The organism is Rhizobium sp. PEPV16 (assembly GCF_008919455.1).
GTDB lineage: Bacteria > Pseudomonadota > Alphaproteobacteria > Rhizobiales > Rhizobiaceae > Rhizobium > Rhizobium leguminosarum_Q.
This window is the reverse complement of record NZ_VSZV01000337.1, coordinates 25,455-46,579: the sequence shown is the minus strand read 5'-3', so window position 1 is coordinate 46,579 and position 21,125 is coordinate 25,455. Positions and strand designations below refer to the sequence as shown.

Here is a 21,125-nt window from a genome sequence, read left to right as displayed (position 1 = left end):
AGAGCCCCGACGTTACGCTTTGCCGCGAACACAAGTTCGTGAGCGCTGGCGGCTTACGGGCTCGCAACCGGGTGAGGGAAGTTTCGCCGGTCCAAACCAGCTCTGCGCGTCATAGCGGACAGCAAAGGAAAGAGAGTTTAGTCCATAACACGTCGAGGGGGACGGGCATCGCGCCAGAGCGCCTTGGCCTTCCCTTCGCGTCATTCGTTGAGACCGCTTTCGGCGAAGCACCGTGGAACAGCAGCATATGGATCTGGATTACCGGACATTTTCCCGCCGCATCGTCGCCGATAGCAAAGCGCTGCTACGCCAGGAATGTATATCAAGGAGGGCCGGTTTTGTGGTCGCCCATCCCGGCGTAGAGCATCATGCGATGCAGCACCTCTTTAAGAGTGAACTTGCTCACAGACGATATTGCAAGTCTCCGTGCCATCAGGCCCCCGCAACCAAATTCCAAGATACACATACTCAAAAGCCCGCCTCGTGCGGGTTTTTTGCGTTGCCAAAAGTGGGTCGAGGCAGGCATCCAGGATACAGTAATCCGGATCCTTCAGTTCAATTCACTCCGGGCCAGGAATTCTGCTGCCTGTATTGTATCCAAGGCACTCGCTGTCTCCTTGAAGTAAGGCAGGGTTTCCCAGAGGCTGCGATCGCCGACGATATAGAGTGGAGAGAGGTTCAGTCGAAGAAGCCCGCATCCTCTTCCCTGAGATATCTCCTGGCCGCCTCGGCGTCGATATCGAGGCCCAGCCCTGGCGCTTCCAATAGGTCCACCATGCTGTCCTTCACGATCTGCGGCGGCAAGCCGATTACCAAGTCCTCCCACCAGGGGTCGGAGGCGGTCGGATATTCGAAGGCGATGTAATTTGCCGGCAACGTGGCGCAGACATTGATCAATGCGCCGAGGCCCAGCAGGCCGTTAGCGGTGCCGTGCGGTGCCATCAGGATCGAGTGCATGTAGGCGTGCTCGGCGACCCATTTGAGCTCGGCAATGCCGCCAACATCGGCTGGATCGGGGCCGATGACGCGTACCGCCTGCGTCTCGATCAATTCCTTGAAATTGTGCCGCAGATAGATCTGCTCACCAGTGTGGATTGGCGTCGAGGTGGAAGTCGTCAGTTCCCGATAGGCCTGCGGATTGACCCACGGCACGTAGTCGCCAGTCAGCATGTCCTCGAGCCACATCAAATTGTACTTCTCGACCGCGCGAGCGAACTTGATCGCATCGGGCAGCATCCAGCCCGGGCCGCAGTCGAGCGCCAGGCTGACTTTGTCGCCCAGCACTTCTTTCATCGCGATCACGCAGTCGAGCATGTGATTGAAACCGCGCTCGCTGATCATGCCCTGATCCATGGCACCGTGATAGCCGGCCTTCTTCTGCGTCACGCCGTAGTGAAAGCCCTCGACGGTGTCCTTCATGTTGGAGTGGAACGAGATTCCTTGCTTGACCATGAAGAAGTTCTGCGGCTGCTCCATCATCCATTTGACGTCGGCGGCGTAATCCTCCGGCCGGTCGCCCGCACGTTTCTGGCGAATCGAACCATTGTAGACGCGCACCTTGTCCCGCACCTTGCCGCCGAGCAGCTTATAAGCGGGCACGCCCGCGGCCTTGCCAGCAATGTCCCACAGCGCATGCTCGATTGCGCTGACCGCCGCGCCGTACGGCTTGAAAGAGCCGCGTTGACGGATCTTCAACATTACTCTTTCGACGTCGGTCGGGTCCTCGCCGATCAGCGCCTCGCGGAAATGCAGCACCCAGGGCTTGAGGTAGGTCTTGGTGAATTCGACTTCGCCCAAGCCATAGAGGCCCTCGTCCGTGACGATGCGGACGATCGGATGTCTGCCGATGACGGCGCAGCGGAGATCGGTGATCTTCATCTTCGTTCCTTTTCGCCTCAGCTCCAGGTGCGATCCCAGGAATACTCATCGTCCCAGTGATCCGTAGGCAGCCAGATGCTGGTGATACCCGGCTGCAGATGCTCCGAGATCACCTCGTCGACGACGTCGTCAATCCCCAGGCCCGGCTTGTCCGAAACAGTGATGAAGCCGTCCTTCACCAGCGGCTTGGGAAGACCCGTGACGATATCGTCCCACCAGTCGACATCGGCGGAATGGTATTCGAGCGCCATGAAGTTTTCAGTCGCGGTCGCGATATGTGCCGCGGCCATTGCGGCGATTGGACTTTCTGCCATGTGGATGGCCATGGCGACACCATGGTCCTGCGCCATGTCGCCGATCTTCTTGGTCTCGAGGATGCCCCCGCTGGTGAGCAGGTCCGGGTGGATAACGGAGACGCCGCCGCTCTTGAGCAGAGGCTCGAAGCCTTCCTTGAGGTATATGTCCTCGCCAGTGCAGATGGGCACTGTGGTGGCGTCCTGCAGCTGTCGGTATTGATCGGTATACTGCCACGGGATCACATCCTCGATCCAGGCTGGCACGTATTTTTCAATTCGCCTGGCAAGGCGAATGCCGTTCTGCATCGAGATATGGCCGATATGGTCGATTGCGAGCGGCACATCCATGCCGATGACCTCACGAACCTCGGCAATGTATTGCTCAAGGAAGTCGAGGCCCTTATCGGAAAAGTGGAGCCCGGTAAACGGGTGTGGGACGTTATGCAAATCGTATGCAGCGTTGCGGACGCGCCGCTCTTCAATGGTCTTCAGCGGACCGCGGCCGGGGTGGTTGCGGTAGCCTTCAAGTGAGCCGGCAGGAGACACGACCGCCCCTGGCACATCCGCGATCTGCATCAGCCCCAGATCCATCTTGAGGAAGGTGAAGCCGAGCTCCATGCGCTGCTTGAGGCGCCTGCCGGTCTCGGTGCCGCTGGGCACGGTGGCATCGGTGTCGCAATAGACGCGCACTTTGTCCCGAAACCGGCCCCCGAGCATCTGGTAGATGGGGACGCCATAGGCTTTGCCGGCGAGATCCCACAACGCGATTTCGACCGCCGATACGCCGCCGCCTTGGCGGCCGTGCCCGCCGAATTGCTTGATCCGGCGAAACAGGCGGTCGATGTCACAAGGGTTCTCGCCAAGCAACCGGCTCTTCAACATCAGCGCGTAGGTGGCGCTGGCACCGTCGCGCACCTCGCCGAGCCCGACAATGCCCTGGTTGGTGTAAATCTTAAGCAGCACCGAGGTGAACGGCGCGCCGATAATTTCGGCTACCCGCATGTCGGTGATGCGAAGGTCGGACGGCCTGGAATGCGTGTTCACACGATCGAGCGCCTCATCGGCTCCATCTGCCTCTAGCATGATTCATCCTCGTTTTAGTCGGGGGGCTCGCCGCCGCACACGCTGGGACGGCGTAGGGCGCTAATCCAGCTCTATCTCGTGGCTTTGAAGGTAGTCGCGGTTCATTTCAACGCCGAGACCAGGCTTGGGCGTAAGCTTGAGGCTGCCGTTCGAAACATCGAGTGGGCTGTCGATGAGGTGATCGTATTTGCCCAAGTTCCACTCCGACGTTTCGAGTTTGTAGAAATTGGGAACGGTCATCATCACCTGCGCTCCCGCAACCACGTTGATTGGGCCTGCGGCGTCATGTGGCGAGACGGGGATGTAGTAGGCTTCGCATAGGGCAGAAATCTTCTTGAGTTCGGTAATGCCGCCGGTCCATGTGACATCAGGCATAATGTAATCAGCTAGTCTGTTCTCGAGCACCGCCACGAAATCCCATTTCGTATGGCCGCGCTCGCCCCACGAGATAGCGGCGCTGACCTTCTCACGGACCTGTCTAAGCGCATTGAGGCTCTCCGGTGGGCAGGGCTCCTCGAACCAGTCGATCTGACCGGCTTCCTCGAGGCTCCGACAAAGGCGAATGGCGGTGGGAACGTCGAACCGGCCATGCGCATCGATGAGGATGTCGACATCAGAGCCCGCCGTTTCGCGGATCAGAGCCGTGAGTTCGGCGGCTTCGCGCTCATCCTTACGGGTCATGCTGCCGTCGAGGTAGCCGTCGCGCTGTTCGCGAGGCTGTCCGCCGGCGGTGCGGCCTTGTTGCGGAAAAGGATCGAACTTGAGCGCAGTGTGGCCAGACTCGACGATGTCTCGAATTTCGCGGACAACAGCCTCATTGCTGGCAAATTTAGCCTGGTTGGGGTGGGTGTAGAGCGCGATTTCATCGCGTACCGGCCCGCCCAACAACTCGTAAATCGGCTTACCCAAGACTTTGCCTTGGATGTCCCAGAGGGCTATGTCAATGGCGCTCACGCATTCGACCGCGGCGCCGCGACTGCCCATGTAGGTGAAGCTGCGGAATATCTTGTGCCACAGATACTCGATACGCGCCGGGTCCTCGCCTGTCACAGCGGCACCGATCTGCCTCAGGATCGTGCAGAGGGCGCGATTGGCGAGCCTCGTCGTGGTGGTGATCTCTCCCCAGCCGCTCACCCCCTCATCGGTCGTTACTTCGACGAACAGAAACTCTCCCCAATAAGAAGCATCGGACTTGATGAGCCACGGCCGAACGCTGGTGATTTTCATCTCAACTGCCTTTACTGAAATGGTCGGGATAACGATATTCCAGGTTATGTATTCTATCCTGCCCGAGCGGCGTTACGCGCACGCATGTGTTCGAGGATGTGCCGGCCGGAGCCCTCGACATGGCGTGCAATGAGCTCGGCTGCCTCGTTCGCATTTCCCGCTTTTACATGCACGATGAGCTCGCGATGCTCGCTCAGGATCGCGGCACGTCGGGCGAGCGTGAAGTTGAAACGCCGGCTCACGGCCCGAAGCACTTCGCGATGCTTCCACCAAAGCTCGGCGGCATGGCGGTTGTAGTGCTTTTGGTACATTACGGTGTGAAAGGCGGTGTCCAGCTCGCTGTGCCTGAACGTGTCAGCGAAGTTGTTCTCTTCAATGAGGCCTTGGATGCGTTCGAGTTCAGCAATGTCCTCGATGGTGGCCATATTCACGAACCATCGCGTTAGGGCCGGCTCGATCAAGACTCCTATCTCGTAGATGTCCCGGACAAAATCCTGATCTATGGGCCGGACGCGCGCTCCGCGATTGGGAACAAGGGTGACAAAGCCCTCCCCACGCAACAGTTGCAGAGCCTCGCGCACGGGGTTGGTTGAGGTGCCGTGGCGCCGGGCGAGATCGGTGACCACAAGCCGCTCGTTGGCAGCGAGCCGCCCTTCGATGATGTCGTCCCTGATCAGTTGATAAAGCGAGGCGCCCTCGCTGGAGGCCCCGATAGCGTCGATCCCTTCGGGTGGCTTTGCTTTAAAATCGCTTGTTTCGGCCAAGACGGTCCCCAATCAATACACACATTGCTCGGATATCACGCCAGCCTTCTGTAAACAATGTACGATTTATTCAATTGACAGCCAATCTACAATCTGAAAACGTATGATTAGGCCAAAGGGATACATTGGGTGGAGAGTCCCGCGGCCGGGAACAAAGACCGCTCGCCTCGACGCAGAGCGGCATGGGAGAACCTGGAGGATACCCTATGACGAGGATTTCACTCGGCGGTGCCGTCCTGCGCGACACTGTCTGCACTGCTTTGATGGTATCGTTGATGTCTGCGTCTGCGCTGGGGGCGCCGGTCGACTTGAGCAAGTGGTCGCCGCAATATGTGCGCTCCATTGCCGGCACACAGAATTTTGACACGGCAGCTGATTGCGGCAAGGTCACCCCTCTCGACTACAAGGGACGGCTGACTTTCTGGTATCAGGGCGTGTTCGAGGGCGACCCCGACCTCCTGCGCCAGTATTACAAGGAGTTCTTCGAGACCTTCCGCAAAACCTATCCAAACATCCAGCTTGAGGAACAAGCCCTCACCTATAACGACCTCTTGGACAAGTTCCGGACCGCGCTCTTGGGCAATGCAGCGCCCATGGCGGTCCGCCTGCAAATCCTGGGCGGCACCGAGTTCGCCTCAAAAGGCTATCTGGAGCCGCTCAAACCTGAGGATGTAGGGTATTCGACCGAGGATTTCTGGCCCGGCGCCATGAAGGCTGTAACCTGGGAGGATGTCACCTACGGCATTCCAACCAACAACGAGACGATGGCGTTCATCTGGAACGCCGACATCTTCAAGCGTGCAGGCCTCGATCCGGACAAGGCTCCGGCAACATGGGACGACGTCGTCAAGTATTCCAAGCAGATCCACGACAAGCTCGGCATTGCCGGTTACGGGCTCGTCGCTCGCAAGAATGCCGGCAATACACCGTACCGCTTCATGCCGCAGCTGTGGGCCTATGGCGGCGGCGTCTTCGACGAGGCCGCCGCCGACCCGACCTATAAGAAGGTCGAGCTCGATAGCCCGCAGAGCAAAGCGGCATTGCAAGCCTCCTACGATATGTATGTTCGCGACAAGTCGGTTCCGGTTTCGGCGCTCACCAACCAGCAGGCCGACAACCAGCCCCTCTTTCTCGCTGGCCAGCTCGGCATGATGATCTCGCACCCGTCCGACTACAACGTCATGCTCGACCTGCAGAAAAAGGCGACGGCCACCGACAAGGACAAGGCGCAGACCGTGATCGACAACATGCGTTATGGCCTGATTCCGACTGGCCCCGACGGCAAGCGTGCCGTCGTGTTTGGCGGCTCCAACATTCACATCCTGAAGCCCGAATACGTCGAAGGCGGCAAGGTAGACGAGCCGGCGGCAAAAGCCATCATCTGCATGTGGACAAGCCCCGAATGGTCACTGAAGATGGCTTATGCCGGCTCGAACCCGGGAAACCTCAACGGATTCAAGACAAAATGGATGAAGGAACGCCTTGATAGTATCAAGTTCCTTGATGTCACGACCTCGATGCTGCCTTACGGCATCCCGTTCCCGGCACTGCCACAGTCCCCCGAGATCATGAACATCATCGTCCCGGACATGCTCCAGAATGCTCTGACTGGGGCCATGACCGTCGACCAGGCTGCAGACGATGCGGCCAAGAAGGTCAAAGACCTGATGGACGGTGGGCTCTAGTCCAAGTCCGACGATCTGACCGGCTGCACATCGGTCGCAGCCGGTTTCGTTCCCAAGGATGAGGGCTCTGCACGGTGACGATCTTGACTGGGAAGGCCGAGGTTCCCCGACGACTGCGACCTGATAGGTCCAGAGTGCTGCGAAAGGTCTGGGAGCATCGCGCTGACTACGCGTACGTGCTTCCTGCGATCGCCGTGATGCTCATCGTCATAGCCTACCCCATCTATTACACGATCGAGCTGTCGTTCTTCAATACACCGCCTGGTCTGCAGCTTCGGGACAAGATTTTCGTTGGTCTCGACAACTACACATCCATCCTCAAAAGTCCGGTGTTCTGGACGGTTACCTCGAACACTCTTATCTGGACAGCGGGATCGACTTTCATCGCATTTGTCCTGGGGTTCGCTTGCGCCCTCGCACTTCATCGTGACTTCGCCGGCCGCGCCATCCTGCGCGCCATCCTGATCATTCCCTGGGTCATCAGCGCGGTTGCCGCGTCCTATATCTGGAAATGGATCTACCATTCGGACTTTGGGATCATTGGCTCAGTGCTGGTTGGCCTGGGATTGAGCGACCGGCCGCCGAATTTCATCGACAGCGTCAGTACGGTGTTGCCCTCGCTGATCGTCGTGAATATCTGGCGAGAATTTCCGTTCGCCATGATCATGATGATGGCTGGCCTGCAAACGGTTCCCGACCAATTGCTGCGCGCCGCAAAAGTCGACGGAGCCAATGCATGGCAGCGGTTCTGGCACGTCACCTTTCCGCATTTGAGAAACGTCTCGACGGTGACGATCCTTCTGCTGGCAGTGGCCAACTTCAATTCTTTCATCATCCCCTGGATCATGACCGGCGGCGGCCCGTCGAATGCATCGCATATCTGGATCACTCACATTTACGAACTCGCCTTCGGCCGCCAGCGCTGGGGGGTGGCATCGGCCTATTCGGTGCTGCTGTTCCTGATCCTGATGTCGCTCGGCTACTTCTACGTTCGTGCGCTGAGCGGCAACGACCAGAAAGACGGGAGCGAATGAGCACGATTGTCGAGACTGCTCAAGGCCAGGCGCGTCGCCGTATGCGCGTCGATGGATGGCGGTGGGGCGGACGCATCTTCCTTGTGTTCATGCTGCTTTACACCGCATTACCGATGATCTGGATGCTGATCACCTCGATCAAGTCCGGCTTCGCGGCCATGCAATTCCCGCCGCAATGGTGGCCGGACCAACCCACTCTTGCCAGCTACCAGAAGCTGCTCGATCCGCAAAACAGCGTCGGCCAGGACTTCCTTCGTTTCTTCTGGAACAGCCTTTTCGTCTCCACTGCCACGACCATCCTTTCGGTGATCGTGGCGGTTCCTGCGGCCTACGCGTTTTCGCGCTTCACCTTCCCAGGCCGGAACTTTCTGTTCTTCGCCGTCTTGCTTCGCAACATGTTCCCGGCGGTGATCTTTCTCGTGCCGCTCTTCATCCTGATGCGCGCGATCGGGCTGGTGAACACGCATAGCTCGCTCATCCTCACTTACCTCACATTCGGCCTGCCGCTGGCAATCTGGCTCCTCAAGGGCTTCTACGACAACATCCCGGTGCAACTCGAGCAGGCGGCGCGCATCGATGGGGCAACGCGGTTCCAGGCCTTTGTCCTGATCGTGATGCCGCTCTCGGCGCCAGGAATCATCGCCACGGCGATCTATTCCTTCATCGGCGCGTGGAACGAGTACATCTACGCCTATACGTTCCTCTCCAAGAACGAGCAGCTGACACTGCCGGTCGGCATCCAACGCTTCTTCTCAGAAAATACGACGGACTTTCCCGGCCTTATGGCGGCCAGCTTTATGATGAGCGTGCCCGTCGTGGTCCTGTTCCTCGTCCTGCAACGATACTTCGTACGCGCCCTCACAGAGGGCGCAGTCAAGCACTAGGGAGTTGCCGGTGGCCCACGTGGTCCTCAAAGATCTTGTCAAGACCTATGGCAGCTTCAAAGCTGTCAACGATGTTTCGCTGACGGTCAACGACGGCGAATTTGTTGCGCTCGTCGGCCCTTCAGGCTGCGGCAAGACAACCACGCTCAATCTTGTGGCGGGGCTCATCCCCATCACCTCTGGCGACATCGTCATCGGCGACCGGGTAGTCAACGACCTCGACCCCAAGGACCGCGACATCGCAATGGTGTTCCAGAACTACGCGCTCTATCCGCAAAAATCTGTCTATAAAAATCTGGCTTTCCCGCTGCAGATGCGCAAACTGCCAAGGGACGAGATCGACAGGAAGGTCAAGGAAGCAGCGCGCGTGCTCGACATGACGCAGCTGCTCGAGCGCAAGCCGCGCGAACTTTCGGGCGGTCAACAGCAGCGCGTGGCGCTCGGCCGTGCCCTCGTTCGCGACCCGGCGGTATTCCTGATGGATGAACCACTGTCCAACCTCGATGCAAAGCTGCGCGTGCAAATGCGGTCGGAAATCAAGCGTTTCCACCAGGACCTCAAGGCGACGATCATCTATGTGACGCACGACCAGCTCGAAGCGGTAACCATGGCCGACAGGATGGCGGTGATGAACGGCGGCTACCTGCAGCAATACGATTCACCGGCGCAGGTCTTTGCCCATCCGGTGAACATGTTCGTCGCCAGCTTCGTCGGCAGCCCGGCGATGAGCCTTGTTCCGCTGGAGGCGTCAACGGCAAGCGGCAACACTGTGTTGACCAGCGCGGAGGGCTGGCGCCTCGAGCTCTCGCCAGAAAACGCTCAGAAGGTCTCAAGGGCAACAACCAAGAAAGTCGTGCTCGGCGCACGTCACTCGACGATCAAGCTGCACAAGAGTGCGGTGCCAGGCAGCATTCCGGCCAAGGCCTACACGGTCGAGCCGACCGGAGACGTCACCTTCGTTCAGGCGTTTCTTTCCGGCGCCATCGTCAATGTCAGCGTGCCGCCGACCATTGCCGTCGCGCCCGACGAACAGATTTGGCTCGAGTTCGATCAGGAGCGGATGCATCTGTTCGACGGCGAAACAGAAATGGCCCTCAAGGCCCATTGAGACAGGGCCGATGCGTGCGAAACGAGGGCGTGAATGACTACGAAGCTTAAAATCACGGCAATCAAGACCTATCCGGTATGGGTGGGAACGCGCAACCAGATGCTGGTCAAGGTCGAGACCGACAGTGGCATCTCCGGCTGGGGCGAGAGCGGCTTGAGCGGTCGCGAAAAGGCCGTGGCCGGCGCGATCGAGCACTATCGCGAGTTTCTCATCGGCCGCGATCCGATGCAGATTGGTCGGATCTGGCAAGAAGTTTATCGCAGCCAATACTTCGAAGGCGGGCGCGTTCTGCAGGCGGCGATTTCCGCCATCGACATCGCCCTTCACGACATCAAGGGCAAGGCGCTGGGGGTGCCGGCCTACGAACTGCTGGGCGGCAAGCAGCGCGACCGCGTTCCTACCTTCGCCTCGACGGGTGACGAGGCCGAGGGCGATGTTGCCATCGAACGAGCCCGCGAACTACGCGAACAAGGGTGGCAGGCGATCCGCTTCTTTCCCGTCGGGCAAAACAACAAGGACATCTTTGAGCCGCGGGAGTCGATCGGCGCGACTGCAACGATGCTGAACAAGGCGCGCGAGGCGCTGGGCGACGAGGTCGTCCTCGGCATCGACTATCATCATCGGCTATCGGTGGCAGAGGCGGCGAGCTTCTGTAACAAGCTCGGCCGTGGCGTGATTGATTTCCTCGAGGAGCCGATACGGGACGAGACACCCGAGGCCTACGAATCCCTGCGCACGATGACCGACATCCCGTTCGCCATCGGCGAGGAATTTGCCAGCAAGTGGCAATTCCTGCCCTACATCGAGCGTGGCATCCATCAGTTCAACCGGGTCGATGTGTGCAATGTCGGCGGGCTCACCGAAGCGATGAAGGTCGCTGGTTGGAGCGAGGCGCACTATGTGGACCTGATGCCCCACAATCCCCTCGGCCCGGTCTGCACGGCCGCGACCATCCATCTCGCCGCCGCGGTGCCGAATTTCGCTTGGCTCGAGACCAGGGCTCCCGAAGCAAAGCTGGGCTTCGATAATTCCGACTTCTTCCCCGTGCAACCACGGCTCGACGGCCCAGACTATCCGGTCGGCGATCTGCCGGGGCTCGGCGTCGAGGTCAACGAAGAGGCGGTCAAGGCGGAGAGCTTTCGGTTCTGGGAAGCGCCGCACCTGAAGCGCCGCGACGGTTCTGTCACCAACTGGTAGTTTCATCCACCGGAGCCTAAAATGACGCATGCACCCGACATAACGCGACCGACCAAAGAGCTGATCGACGCACTGAAGGAAATCGGCGCCGCGACGGTTTCCGGCACGCTTGGCCACATGGGCTTCCGCAACCCGCACATGGTCGGTCCCGTGCCGCAGAACCGCGGGAAGTCGATCGTCGGGCCGGCGCTGACGCTCCAGTTCATGCCGCAGCGGCCGGACCTCTTCACCGAGGGAGAATATGCCGATCCGGAGACGCAGTTGCACCGGCACGTGCTCTATCACGCGCAGGAGGGCGATGTGGTCGTGGTCGACGCGCGCGGCGATATGAGCTCAGGCGTCTTCGGCGATATGATGTCGACCTATTTCAAAGGCAGAGGCGGCGCTGGCATCGTGATCGATGGGTGCATGCGCGATCGGCCCAATGTCGAGAAGCTGGATCTGCCCCTATGGCTACGTGGCTGGACTCCCAACTACCATGTGCAGACCAGCATCTATCCGAATGCGGTCAACGTTCCGATTGCCTGCGGCGGTGTCACGGTAATCCCCGGCGACATCATCGTCGCCGACGATGACGGGGTGGTGGTGCTTCCAGTCGCAATGGCCGCGAAGGTAATCGAAGAGTCGCAAAAGCATCACGATTGGGAGGAGTTCTCGCGAGTGAAGCTTATGGAGGGCGGGTCGTTGCAGCGCTACTATCCGCTGCATGACGATGCCCGCGGAGAATACGAAGAGTGGCGCAAAACAAACCGCTTGGAGAACCGAAGTTAGCCTATTGATTACCCTCGGCGGGCCGCGAACCTTCTGAGGTATCGCCGACGTCTACGCAAAAAATAGGGAGTCGAATTTCGCCGTGCGAGACCGCCGGCGGCAACTTCTTCGAACAACTTCCCGGGGATCACGAGGTGCATCTCCTGTCGATGATCCTGCACGATTGGGACGAGGCCAAGAACCGCGCCCTGCTGCGCCGGTCCTTCGAGGCTTCGCCGAGCGGCGGCGCAGTGATCATTAGCGAGCTTCTCGTCAATGAAGAAAAGACCGGGCCGCGCCGGCCGCACTGATGAGCCTCAACATGCTGATCGAGACGGAAGGGCGAAACTACACACCGGCCGAATATTCGGCGTGGCCCGAGGAAGCCGGATTCCGGCACATCGAGACGGTCTGGTTCGACGCACCCGCCGCGAACGGCGCGGTGATCGGCCGCAAGCCCTAGATCAGGATGATTTGGGCCCAATCGGCCTAAAATATGAAACCTGATCTAAATCAGAGCATGATGTCGTCTGAAAACCGCGCACACTTTTCGGCATCATGCTCCAGAGCAACGGGACGGAGGGAAGTATGAGCATTCACGACTTCGGATCTGCTGCCACGCGCGTGGCGTCGCGCGCGGACAGGCGGGTGTTGCCCGCAGCATTCGCAGCGCTGGCGGCGGCGATTGGATCGTCGCCTGCCGGCGCGGCCGACAGCGAGCTGGTCGAACGGGGGAAATACCTGGTGACCATCACGAGCTGCACCGATTGCCACACGCCGGGACATTTCCTCGGCAAGCCGGACATGACGCGTCACCTCGGCGGCTCCGAGGTCGGTTTCGAGATCCCTGATGTCGGGGTGTTCTACGGCCCCAACCTCACGCCCGATGAGGAGACGGGTCTCGGGCGTTGGAGCGAGCGTGATATCGTCACTGCGATCCGGACAGGCAGGCGCCCCGACGGACGCATGCTCGCTCCGGTCATGCCGTGGCCCGCATTGGCGAAGCTCACCGACTCTGACGCCGCGGCGATTGCGGCCTATCTCAAGAGCCTGCCGCCGTTGAGCAACAAGGTGCCCCGACCGTTCGGGCCGGGCGAGGCGCCGACTTCGTTCGTGATGAAGATCGTGGCGCCGGCGGAGAAATAGGGCCGGCGCATTGCAGGGCGGCGCCCATCCCATTGCCGCCTCGCGACTCGCGCGGAGTCGCCCCGGACGATTGCGCCGGAGTTCATTTCGGGAAGAGAACCTCGCCCTTGCCGAGCCCGCATTTTCGCCACCTGCCGCGCTTTTTGAAAGCAGCGCGATCAACGGCTTGCTCCCTCCGTCCTGAGTATTTGCCACGCGAAACTCTGTTTCCAGACAGCGTATTGCCTCGACATTGCGCTTTACAACTATATAACATAGTTGCTACGTTACTAGCGATGGAAAGCGGGCCTGCTGACTGGTTGTTGGACTGCCCTTAATGAAGGACGCTGCGACGATGTCTGGGACCTATGCCACTTTTTCCGACGATAGTTTTGCGGGCCGAAGCGTCCTTATCACGGGCGCAGCGAGCGGAATGGGTCTTGAAACGGCAAGGGCCTTCGCCAGCAAGGGCGCGGAAGTCGTCATGGCCGATCGTGACGAGGCGGGGCTGAAGCGCTACGGTGCGGAACTGCGCAATGGCGGCGCGGCTGTTCACACCGTGACGGTGGATGTCAGCGATCAGGAAAGCATCGACAAGGCCTTCGATTATTGTGACGCCAATCTGGCGCGTCTCGATAACGTCGTGACATGTGCGGCGATCATCACAGCCAAGCGTATATTCGAGCAGGATCGGGCGCATTGGCATCGCGTGCTCGATGTCAATCTGCTCGGCACCTTCTTCGTCGTGCAGGGCGCAGTCAAACGCATGCTCGACAACCCCGATGGCGGCAACATCGTCTGTATCGCCTCGGATGCCGGCGTGCATGGCGGCGGCGGGCTGATTGCCGATACCGCCTATGCGGCATCGAAGGCCGGGACCCTGTCGATGGTCAAGTCGGTGGCGCGCGAACTTGCGGGCAAGAAGATCCGCATCAACGCGCTGAACCCCGGGCCGACGGATTCCCCGATGCACTCCCATATCGACCAGTCGCTGAAGGACCGCATCGCCGGCAATCTGCCGATGCGGCGCATGGGACGGCCGGAGGACATGGCGGCGGCAATCATGTTCCTGTGCTCGGACGCAGCCAGCTTTACCTACGGTGCCGCGCTCGATGTCGATGGCGGATCGATGTTCCGCTAGATCGGGGAGGGGATAAAGGCATGCAGCAGACAGCCCGCCGTTACGCCTATACGGCTGATATTCCCGAACTCGATGATGTCGATGTGCTCGTCATCGGGGGCGGACCATCGGGATTATCGGCGGCGGTCGCGGCGGCACGTCTTGGTGTGCGGGTACGCCTTGTGGAGCGCTACGGCTTCCTCGGCGGTAACCTCACGGCGGGCCTCGTCGGCCCCTGCATGACCTCCTATTCGCTCGACGGCAGCCAGCAACTGATCCGCGGCATCTACGAAGAATTCGTTCAGCGGATGATGGCGCTCGGCGGCGCGCTGCATCCGAGTACGATCCCGGCAGGTTCGGCCTATTGCGGCTTCATCGTCTACGGCCACGACAAGGTGACCCCTTTCCAGCCTGAGGCGGCGAAGGTCGCGGCGCAGCGCATGTGCGTCGAGGCGGGAGTGGAATTGTTGCTGCACACCATGGTCGTCGATGCCATCGTCGATGACCATGACGCGGACAATCCCCGGGTGCTCGGTGTTGTTTGCGCCGGCAAGGGTGGGCTGAGGAGCGTTCGTGCCAAGGTCGTCGTCGATTGCTCGGCCGATGGCGATGTCGCCCATTATGCCGGTGTCCATACCCGTCAGGGGCGGGAAAGCGACGGCCTTTCCCAGCCGCAGACACTGTTCTTCCGCGTGCAGAACGTCGATGACCAGGCGGTGGAGGATTACATCCGCGCGCATCCGCAGGATTTTCGGCCTTTCGCCTCGATCGTCGCCAAGGCGACGGCCGAGGGCCGCTTTCCCGCGCCTCGCCGCGGCATCGGCCTTTACAAAACCATGGAACCGGGCGTCTGGCGCATCAATACCGGCCGCGTCTTGCGCCGCAATGGGACTGACGCCCTTGAACTCTCGCTTGCCGAGGTCGAAGGCCGGGAGCAGACCGTGGCGCTGCTCGATTTCTTCCGGAACAACCTGCCCGGCTTCGAGCAGGTGGAGCTGCGGGACACGGCAACCCAGATCGGCGTGCGGGAAACCCGACGGATCGATGGCGCCTACGAACTGACGCTGCAAGATTTGCATTCCGGCCGTGCCTTCGAAGATGTCGTGGCGTTGTGCGGCTATCCGCTCGATATTCACGACCCCACAGGTTCGGGCGGTGGGACCGGTGGCCAGGGGCTTGATGCGGCCAATATCTACCAGATACCCTACCGGGTCATGCTGCCGCGCGTTCATGAGGGCCTGCTGGTGTCCGGCCGCGCGGTCTCGGCGACGCATGAGGCGCTCAGCGCCATTCGCGTCATGCCGCCCTGTTTTGCGCTCGGCCAGGCGGCCGGTGTTGCCGCAGCACTTTCGGTCGGCAACAGGGCAAGCCCCCGGCATGTCGACTACGCGGATTTGCGCAGGGAACTTCTGGCCCAGGGCGCCTATCTTGGCTGACGGAAGGAGAAAGCGCGGAAGCTATATATCCGTGTTTTCTCAAGTCAGGCCTTCAGATGAAGGGTCACCAGCACGGTGCATTCGGAGCCATCGGCAAAGCGGGTTGCAACGCGCAGCCAATTGCCGAAGGCGTTGAGCCGGGCCACGGCAATGCCGTCCTGTTCGCCCGGCATGGCGAATTCCGTTCCTTCGCGAACCCAGTGCATGCCGTCAGGCGAGATCTCCACCCAGCCCTTGGGTACAGTGCCGACGGGAGGCTTCAACGCCCGAATAAAGAACACGGCTTCATGCGCCCAGCCGGCCTCATAGGGTTCGCTCGCGGCGTCACCGCTCCAGCGCTCATTGCGGGTTATCACCGCCGTGATGTTTTCGGGAAGCATCAAAAATCCCCTGAAATGCAGATGGAATCGACGTAGAGAAAGGCACGTTTTGCGACATCCGTCTCGGCGAACAGGCAGAAGTTCAGCATGCACCAGAGGTTTTTCATCGCCGGAATCCGGATCGACTCGAAGCCGGATACGTCGAAATTCCGGTCGTTGCACTGCAAGCAGGTCGCCTTCATGGAGGCGAGGTCGAAATCGAAGCGCATATAGCTCCAGTTCACCTTCGTCGGGATCTCGTTGTAGCAGAGCCGTTGTTCACCATCCGGCAGGTCCAGCCAGCCTTCGGGCGCCAGGTGATAGTGGCTTACGGTCTTGTCTTCCCGGCCGATGGCTGTGAAGGACGTGGTCTCACGTTTGTATTGCCATTTCTGCAAGTGCTTGCCGTCGAGTGCATTGAGAAAGCGCAGATGCGGCATAACCCGCTCGCCGTCTCCGTCGCGATCGCCGCATTGCAGGTCGAACAGGAAGCCGATCGATCGCACGTCGGTTTCCGATAGTTTCAGTTCCGTCGCCTCCGGCTTGAAGGTGAAGAAAATCTCGAAGCGGATCGGCCCGCGCTTGCGGAAGGTATGGCGCTTGATTGCAACGTTCTGGGCACCCGGTTTTGCCTTTGTGGCGATCTTCAGCGCGTAGGACGAATCCATGCCGCCGTGGGATCCTGCATCCCAATGCCCGAGAGTTGAGAGCATGGCGCTCGAGTGCTGGGCAAAGCCCGGCAGCATGACGTCGAGGCTGTCCTCGTAATTGCCGACCAACTGTGACCAGCCGCAATGCCCGCGCGAAAAATCGTCAAAGGACAGGATGCGCGGCAGAGGATCGAAACGGCTAAGCGCCGGATCTGCGCGAAGCATGGCGAGCCTCATGGCTTCCATTATGTCGGCTGTGGAAGAGGGGGCTGATGTCGTCATTATGGCGTTGACCTCACTGCATGCGGAGCCGGCTGACGGCGTCCCAATCGATTTCGATGCCGAGACCCGGCCGTGTCGGCACGTCGAGCCTGCCGTTCTTCTGGCGCAGGCATCCGGGCGCCAGATCGGCCAGGTCGCGCTTGAAGGGGCTAAGATCGCATTCGCATTCCATCATCCGGAAATTCGGAAGGGCGGCCGCCAGATGCGCGCTGGCCGTCTCGCAGATAATGCCGGACATGCCGATATGCGGGGCGTAGCCCACATCGTGCAGGGCGGCATAGTCTGCCATGCGCCGTGTTTCGGATATGCCGCCGGCACGGGCGACATCCGGCTGCAGGATTGAAAGGGTGCGGTTGGCGACGAGACGCTGCGCCTGATCGGCGGTAAAGTTGCTCTCTCCGGCTGCGAGCGGCACGTCGCAGCGTTTGCGAAGTTCTTCGTAGCCTTGCTCGTTTTCCGGCGCCAGCGGCTCCTCGAACCAGAAGTAGCCGTTGGCCGAAAGTGCCCTGCCGACTTCGATCGCCTGGTCCAGATCATAGGCCCAGTTGGCGTCCACACAGAGTTCGATATCGTCGCCGGCGCGTTTGCGCAGCCGTTCGATGCGCCGGCAGGCTTCCTTGACGGGATTGGCCATCTTGACTTTGATGCGCGGAAATCCCTCGCCGATATAACGCTCCAGTTCCCGATCCGCCTCAGCATCGTCGACCCAGTTTACGGCGGCGGCATAGACTTCGATCGTTTCCCGGCCGATGCCACCAAGCAGCTTGGCGATCGGCATGCCCGCGGCCTTGCCCATGATGTCCCACAGCGCGATGTCGACGCCTGCGATCGCCTCGATCAGCATGCCGCCGGCGCGGCCTGACAGCGAGCGCCGCATGGATTGCCAGAGCGCGCCGATGTTGCGTGCGTCCTGTCCGATCAGCCGTGGCTTTAAAGAGGTTTCGATCAGTTCCGCATAGGCCTTGGGCGAAAACCGGGCCAGAACCTCACCGACGCCGACAATGCCGGCATCGGTGCGCACTTCGACGAGAACCATCGAGACCTCGTGATAGGTGCCCCAGGACGTGACGGTCGGTTTGGGCAGCATCTGGCTGAGCGGATGAGCGACGACATCTGAAATGAGGATCGCCTGTCCGGTCGAACGTTGCACGGAATCCATCGGCTCTTTCGTTCCCAATGTTTTGCTTGTTGCTCCGGGTTTGCTCGCTGCTTTGGGGCGTGTCTGTTATTCCTAGCGAGATGTTCGCGACTTGGCAACTGATAAACCTAGTTGCTAAGTTGGAAACTGCATGTTAGCTTTGTGAATATGAGGATCGAGATGAGTGAAATTCCCGAAAGGAAACCCGTTTTCACCGCCAAGCCGCCGAACCCTTCGCGGTTGGCGGATGGGGTGTCCGATGCGATTGCCGCCGCACTCTTTGATGGACGAATCTCGCCTGGCGAGCCGTTGCCGCCCGAAGGGGAGATCGCCAGGGAATTCGGCGTCTCGAAGCCGATCGCCCGCGAGGCGCTTCGTCAGTTGACGGCAGCCGGGCTGATCTTCACCCAACAAGGCAAGGTTGCCCGCGCCAAGGCCCTGAGCGGCGACTCGATGGACAAAATCTACGGCTACGCGGTCCGCTCCAGTCTCAAGCGGCTGCGCGAAGCCAATGAAATGCGCCGTGTCGTCGAGACGGGAATTGCCCGGCTCGCCGCCGAACGTCGCGATCCGGAAGGTCTGGAGATCATGCGGCAGGGCTTGGCAGGCATGCTCGCTTCCGTGAAGGAGCCTTCCGGCTTTACCGCCGCCGACATCCTGTTTCACCTCGGCCTTGCCGTGACGACGGGTAATTACATGATCCGCGTGCACATGGAGAGCATGCGTTCCGTGCAGCGCGAGGTGTCGGAATTGTTTTCACGTCGCGCCAATCGCAGCGACGCTGACTGGCGAGCAACGATTGACCGGCATCAGGCGATTTACGACGCAATTGCAGTTGGTGATGCCGATCTCGCCGAGCAAAAAATCAGGCAGCATTTCGAAGCTGCCGACATTGCCTCGCTCGAGGTGGCCGACAAGCTGAAAGATGCCGAGCGATGAGCGCCGCGCGCTTCTCACTGAAAGGCCGGCGCGCGCTGGTGACCGGTGCCAGTTCCGGCATCGGCCGGGCTGTTGCGCTTGGCCTTGCGGAGCATGGAGCGGAACTGATCCTGCATCATTTCGGTAATGAGACGGGCGCGAGCGAGGTGGCCCGGGTGACCGGCGGCACAGCGCCGGTACTGGAAGCAGACTTCACCGACGGGCGTGCGACGCAGGCTTTTGCCGATGAAGTGCTCGGGACATGCGGCCCGATCGATATCCTCATTGCCAATGCCGCCATCGAACATCGACGGCCCTGGCAGGAATTGAATGAGGCGCATGTCAACGCCCATGTGGCATCGAATTTCTCGGCGCTGCTGACGCTGACGGCAAAGCTGGTTCCGCCGATGGCCGAGCGGGGCTGGGGCAGGGTCGTCGCCACAGGCAGTATCATGGCGGTGCGACCGCGGGCGGAAACGCTTGTTTATGCGTCGCTCAAGGCGGCGCAGTTGACTGCGATCAGGTCGATTGCGCGCGATATCGGCCATCGCGGCGTCACGCTGAATGTGGTTTCGCCGGGTGCGATCGAGATCGAGGCCAATGCCGCGCGCTACGGCGACCCGGCGTTCCGCAAAGCGGTAGCCGCCAAGATCCCTGTGGGCAGGCCGGGCCAGCCGCAGGACCTGGTTGGGGCGTTTGTTTTTTTGTGCAGCGATGCTGCCAGCTACATTACGGGTGCAAATATCCCGGTCGACGGAGGATGGTCGATCGGAGACGCGCCCGGGAGCCTTCCGCACGCTGCCGGGTGAGCGGCTTGAGGCAAGGTTTTCGAGATCATGCGGCGGAACCATCCGCCGCAGCTTGCAGCCAAACGCTGGGCGAATGCCGCTTGCATTCAGTCGGCGAAGGCTGATTGCCGACGACCAAAAAGGGAGGAAACCATGAAGGCCGCATTAGCAGGTATCGCAGCATCCGCGTTGACATTGTGCATATCGACGTCTGCCGTCTTCGCGACGGATCTCCGCATGACGGTCTGGACCGGGAACGAGGCTCATCTGAAGATGCTGAATGGCATTGCGGAGAGCTTTAAAGCCACACATCCCGACGTCAACGTGAAGTTCGAGACCGTGCCGGTCAACGACTACACGCAGAAACTGACCTTCCAGATCGCCGGCGGCAATGCTCCCGACATAGCCTGGATGATGGAGGATGCCGCTCCGGCTTTCGAAAACGCCAATCTTCTGAAGGATCTCGGCCCGACGCTCAAGGCGGCGGAAGGCTATGATTTCGACGATTTCTCGAAGCCGGCCATGGGCCTCTGGCAGAAGGACGAAACGGTCTACGGCATTCCGTTCTCCACCTCGCCTTTCATGATCTACTACAACAAGGACATGTTCGACAAAGCCGGGCTCGAAGACCCGCTGACGCTCGCCGCCAAGGGCGAATGGGACATGGACAAGTTCCAGGAAGTCTCCAAGAAGCTCGCGGAAACCAATCCCGGCAAATGGGGCTTCGAGTTCAAGGATGGCGAAGGCTATGCCTCTCGCATGACCCATGCCCTTCTGCCGCCAATCCGCGCCTATGGTGGCGATATCTGGTCGAACAAGGAATGCGGCTTCGACAAGCCCGAAGCCGTCAAGGCGGTCAAGCAGTTGCATGACATGGTCTTCAAGGACAAGTCCATCGTTCCGCCGGGCGAACAGGGCGATTACTTCTCCGGCAATTCGGCGATGACGGTCAACCAGATTTCCCGTGCTTCGAAGATGGCGGAAGCCGGCTTCAAGTGGGGCATCGCACCGTTGCCCACCGGCCCAGGTGGTCAGTCACCCGTTATCGGCCAGGCCGGTCTTGTTGTGTTCGCCCAAGGCAAGAATACGGAAATCGCCGCGGAATTCGTAGCGCATATGACCAACAAGGAAAATGTCGCCACCATGGCGCAGTTCTTCCCGCCGGCCCGCAAGAGCGTTCTGCAGGCCGATGCATTCATCAACGGCAACAAGCTCGTGCCGCCCGAGATGATGAAGAATGTGGCTGCCGCTATAGAAAAGGGCCGGGTGGTTTCGGCCAACGAAAAAGCGCCCCAGATCCTTGCCGCTATGGCGCCTCGTGTCGATGCCCTGTGGAAGCCGGATGCCGATGTCGATGCCGCCATCAAGGGCATCTGTGCGGCAATCCAGCCGCTGCTTTGATC

The 21,125-nt window shown here is 60.3% G+C and carries 21 protein-coding genes; 14 read left to right on the top strand and 7 right to left on the bottom strand.

Features of this window, described 5'->3' with window-relative positions; genetic code table 11:
• Positions 1-678 precede the first annotated feature (678 nt).
• From FY112_RS25135 to FY112_RS25120, 4 genes are read right to left on the bottom strand one after another with little or no spacing between them, the layout of a single operon-like run.
• The gene (locus tag FY112_RS25135; protein WP_017961870.1) at positions 679-1,878 is read right to left on the bottom strand and encodes a mandelate racemase/muconate lactonizing enzyme family protein; all 1,200 of its coding nucleotides are present in this window, start codon (positions 1,876-1,878) and stop codon (positions 679-681) included.
• A gap of 17 nt (positions 1,879-1,895) precedes the next feature.
• Positions 1,896-3,257 carry a mandelate racemase/muconate lactonizing enzyme family protein gene (locus FY112_RS25130; RefSeq protein ID WP_151519529.1) on the bottom strand — a complete coding sequence of 454 codons (1,362 nt, stop codon included), beginning with the start codon at positions 3,255-3,257 and terminating at the stop codon, positions 1,896-1,898.
• 60 nt (positions 3,258-3,317) lie between these two features.
• Positions 3,318-4,505, bottom strand: coding sequence for a mandelate racemase/muconate lactonizing enzyme family protein (locus tag FY112_RS25125; RefSeq protein ID WP_348642749.1), 1,188 nt, complete (start codon positions 4,503-4,505; stop codon positions 3,318-3,320).
• A 32-nt stretch (positions 4,506-4,537) separates the two neighbouring features.
• On the bottom strand, positions 4,538-5,248 hold the full coding sequence (locus FY112_RS25120; RefSeq protein ID WP_151519527.1) for a GntR family transcriptional regulator: 711 nt from the start codon (positions 5,246-5,248) through the stop codon (positions 4,538-4,540).
• Positions 5,249-5,454: 206 nt separating this feature from the next.
• On the opposite strand from FY112_RS25120, the gene FY112_RS25115 reads away from it, so the two are divergent.
• From FY112_RS25115 to FY112_RS25070, 11 genes are all read left to right on the top strand, one after another.
• Positions 5,455-6,933 (top strand): sugar ABC transporter substrate-binding protein, encoded by a 1,479-nt coding sequence (locus tag FY112_RS25115; protein WP_151519526.1) that lies wholly within the window; start codon positions 5,455-5,457, stop codon positions 6,931-6,933.
• A gap of 74 nt (positions 6,934-7,007) precedes the next feature.
• The gene (locus FY112_RS25110) at positions 7,008-7,967 is read left to right on the top strand and encodes a sugar ABC transporter permease (RefSeq protein ID WP_151519525.1); all 960 of its coding nucleotides are present in this window, start codon (positions 7,008-7,010) and stop codon (positions 7,965-7,967) included.
• Positions 7,964-8,851, top strand: coding sequence for a carbohydrate ABC transporter permease (locus tag FY112_RS25105; protein ID WP_077979186.1), 888 nt, complete (start codon positions 7,964-7,966; stop codon positions 8,849-8,851). Before FY112_RS25110 ends, FY112_RS25105 begins: the two co-directional genes overlap by 4 nt.
• A gap of 10 nt (positions 8,852-8,861) precedes the next feature.
• Positions 8,862-9,959, top strand: coding sequence for an ABC transporter ATP-binding protein (locus FY112_RS25100; protein WP_151519524.1), 1,098 nt, complete (start codon positions 8,862-8,864; stop codon positions 9,957-9,959).
• 33 nt (positions 9,960-9,992) lie between these two features.
• Complete coding sequence (locus FY112_RS25095) at positions 9,993-11,156, top strand: mandelate racemase/muconate lactonizing enzyme family protein (protein WP_151519523.1); 1,164 nt, start codon at positions 9,993-9,995, stop codon at positions 11,154-11,156.
• Between the two features lie 21 nt (positions 11,157-11,177).
• Positions 11,178-11,927: a ribonuclease activity regulator RraA gene (locus FY112_RS25090; RefSeq protein ID WP_151519522.1), complete on the top strand. Its 750-nt coding sequence runs from the start codon at positions 11,178-11,180 to the stop codon at positions 11,925-11,927.
• Positions 11,928-12,061: 134 nt separating this feature from the next.
• The gene (locus FY112_RS38000; protein ID WP_246700738.1) at positions 12,062-12,217 is read left to right on the top strand and encodes a methyltransferase; all 156 of its coding nucleotides are present in this window, start codon (positions 12,062-12,064) and stop codon (positions 12,215-12,217) included.
• Between the two features lie 11 nt (positions 12,218-12,228).
• Positions 12,229-12,369 (top strand): hypothetical protein, encoded by a 141-nt coding sequence (locus tag FY112_RS37995; protein ID WP_246700737.1) that lies wholly within the window; start codon positions 12,229-12,231, stop codon positions 12,367-12,369.
• 125 nt (positions 12,370-12,494) lie between these two features.
• Complete coding sequence (locus FY112_RS25080) at positions 12,495-13,052, top strand: cytochrome c (protein ID WP_151519521.1); 558 nt, start codon at positions 12,495-12,497, stop codon at positions 13,050-13,052.
• Between the two features lie 316 nt (positions 13,053-13,368).
• The gene (locus FY112_RS25075) at positions 13,369-14,172 is read left to right on the top strand and encodes an SDR family oxidoreductase (RefSeq protein ID WP_151519520.1); all 804 of its coding nucleotides are present in this window, start codon (positions 13,369-13,371) and stop codon (positions 14,170-14,172) included.
• A gap of 20 nt (positions 14,173-14,192) precedes the next feature.
• Positions 14,193-15,587 carry an FAD-dependent oxidoreductase gene (locus FY112_RS25070; RefSeq protein WP_151519519.1) on the top strand — a complete coding sequence of 465 codons (1,395 nt, stop codon included), beginning with the start codon at positions 14,193-14,195 and terminating at the stop codon, positions 15,585-15,587.
• A 44-nt stretch (positions 15,588-15,631) separates the two neighbouring features.
• On the opposite strand, the gene FY112_RS25065 is transcribed toward FY112_RS25070, so the two are convergent.
• Genes FY112_RS25065 through FY112_RS25055 form a run of 3 tightly spaced genes read right to left on the bottom strand, consistent with a single transcriptional unit; the run spans position 15,632 to position 18,037 of the window.
• A complete protein-coding gene (locus FY112_RS25065) occupies positions 15,632-15,967 on the bottom strand; it encodes a hypothetical protein (RefSeq protein ID WP_151519518.1) in 336 nt (111 codons plus the stop codon).
• A complete protein-coding gene (locus FY112_RS25060) occupies positions 15,967-16,833 on the bottom strand; it encodes a DUF6772 family protein (protein WP_151519517.1) in 867 nt (288 codons plus the stop codon). The genes FY112_RS25065 and FY112_RS25060 overlap by 1 nt, the downstream gene beginning before the upstream one ends.
• A gap of 58 nt (positions 16,834-16,891) precedes the next feature.
• Positions 16,892-18,037: a mandelate racemase/muconate lactonizing enzyme family protein gene (locus tag FY112_RS25055; protein ID WP_151519516.1), complete on the bottom strand. Its 1,146-nt coding sequence runs from the start codon at positions 18,035-18,037 to the stop codon at positions 16,892-16,894.
• 159 nt (positions 18,038-18,196) lie between these two features.
• Between FY112_RS25055 and FY112_RS25050 the strand changes: the two genes are divergently transcribed.
• The 3 genes from FY112_RS25050 to FY112_RS25040 all read left to right on the top strand — a co-directional run bounded on the left by FY112_RS25050 (position 18,197) and on the right by FY112_RS25040 (position 21,123).
• Positions 18,197-18,955, top strand: a complete 759-nt coding sequence (locus FY112_RS25050) for an FCD domain-containing protein (protein ID WP_017961848.1) — start codon at positions 18,197-18,199, stop codon at positions 18,953-18,955.
• Positions 18,952-19,743, top strand: coding sequence for an SDR family oxidoreductase (locus FY112_RS25045; protein ID WP_151519515.1), 792 nt, complete (start codon positions 18,952-18,954; stop codon positions 19,741-19,743). Before FY112_RS25050 ends, FY112_RS25045 begins: the two co-directional genes overlap by 4 nt.
• A gap of 132 nt (positions 19,744-19,875) precedes the next feature.
• On the top strand, positions 19,876-21,123 hold the full coding sequence (locus tag FY112_RS25040) for a sugar ABC transporter substrate-binding protein (RefSeq protein WP_151519514.1): 1,248 nt from the start codon (positions 19,876-19,878) through the stop codon (positions 21,121-21,123).
• Positions 21,124-21,125: the final 2 nt, after the last annotated feature.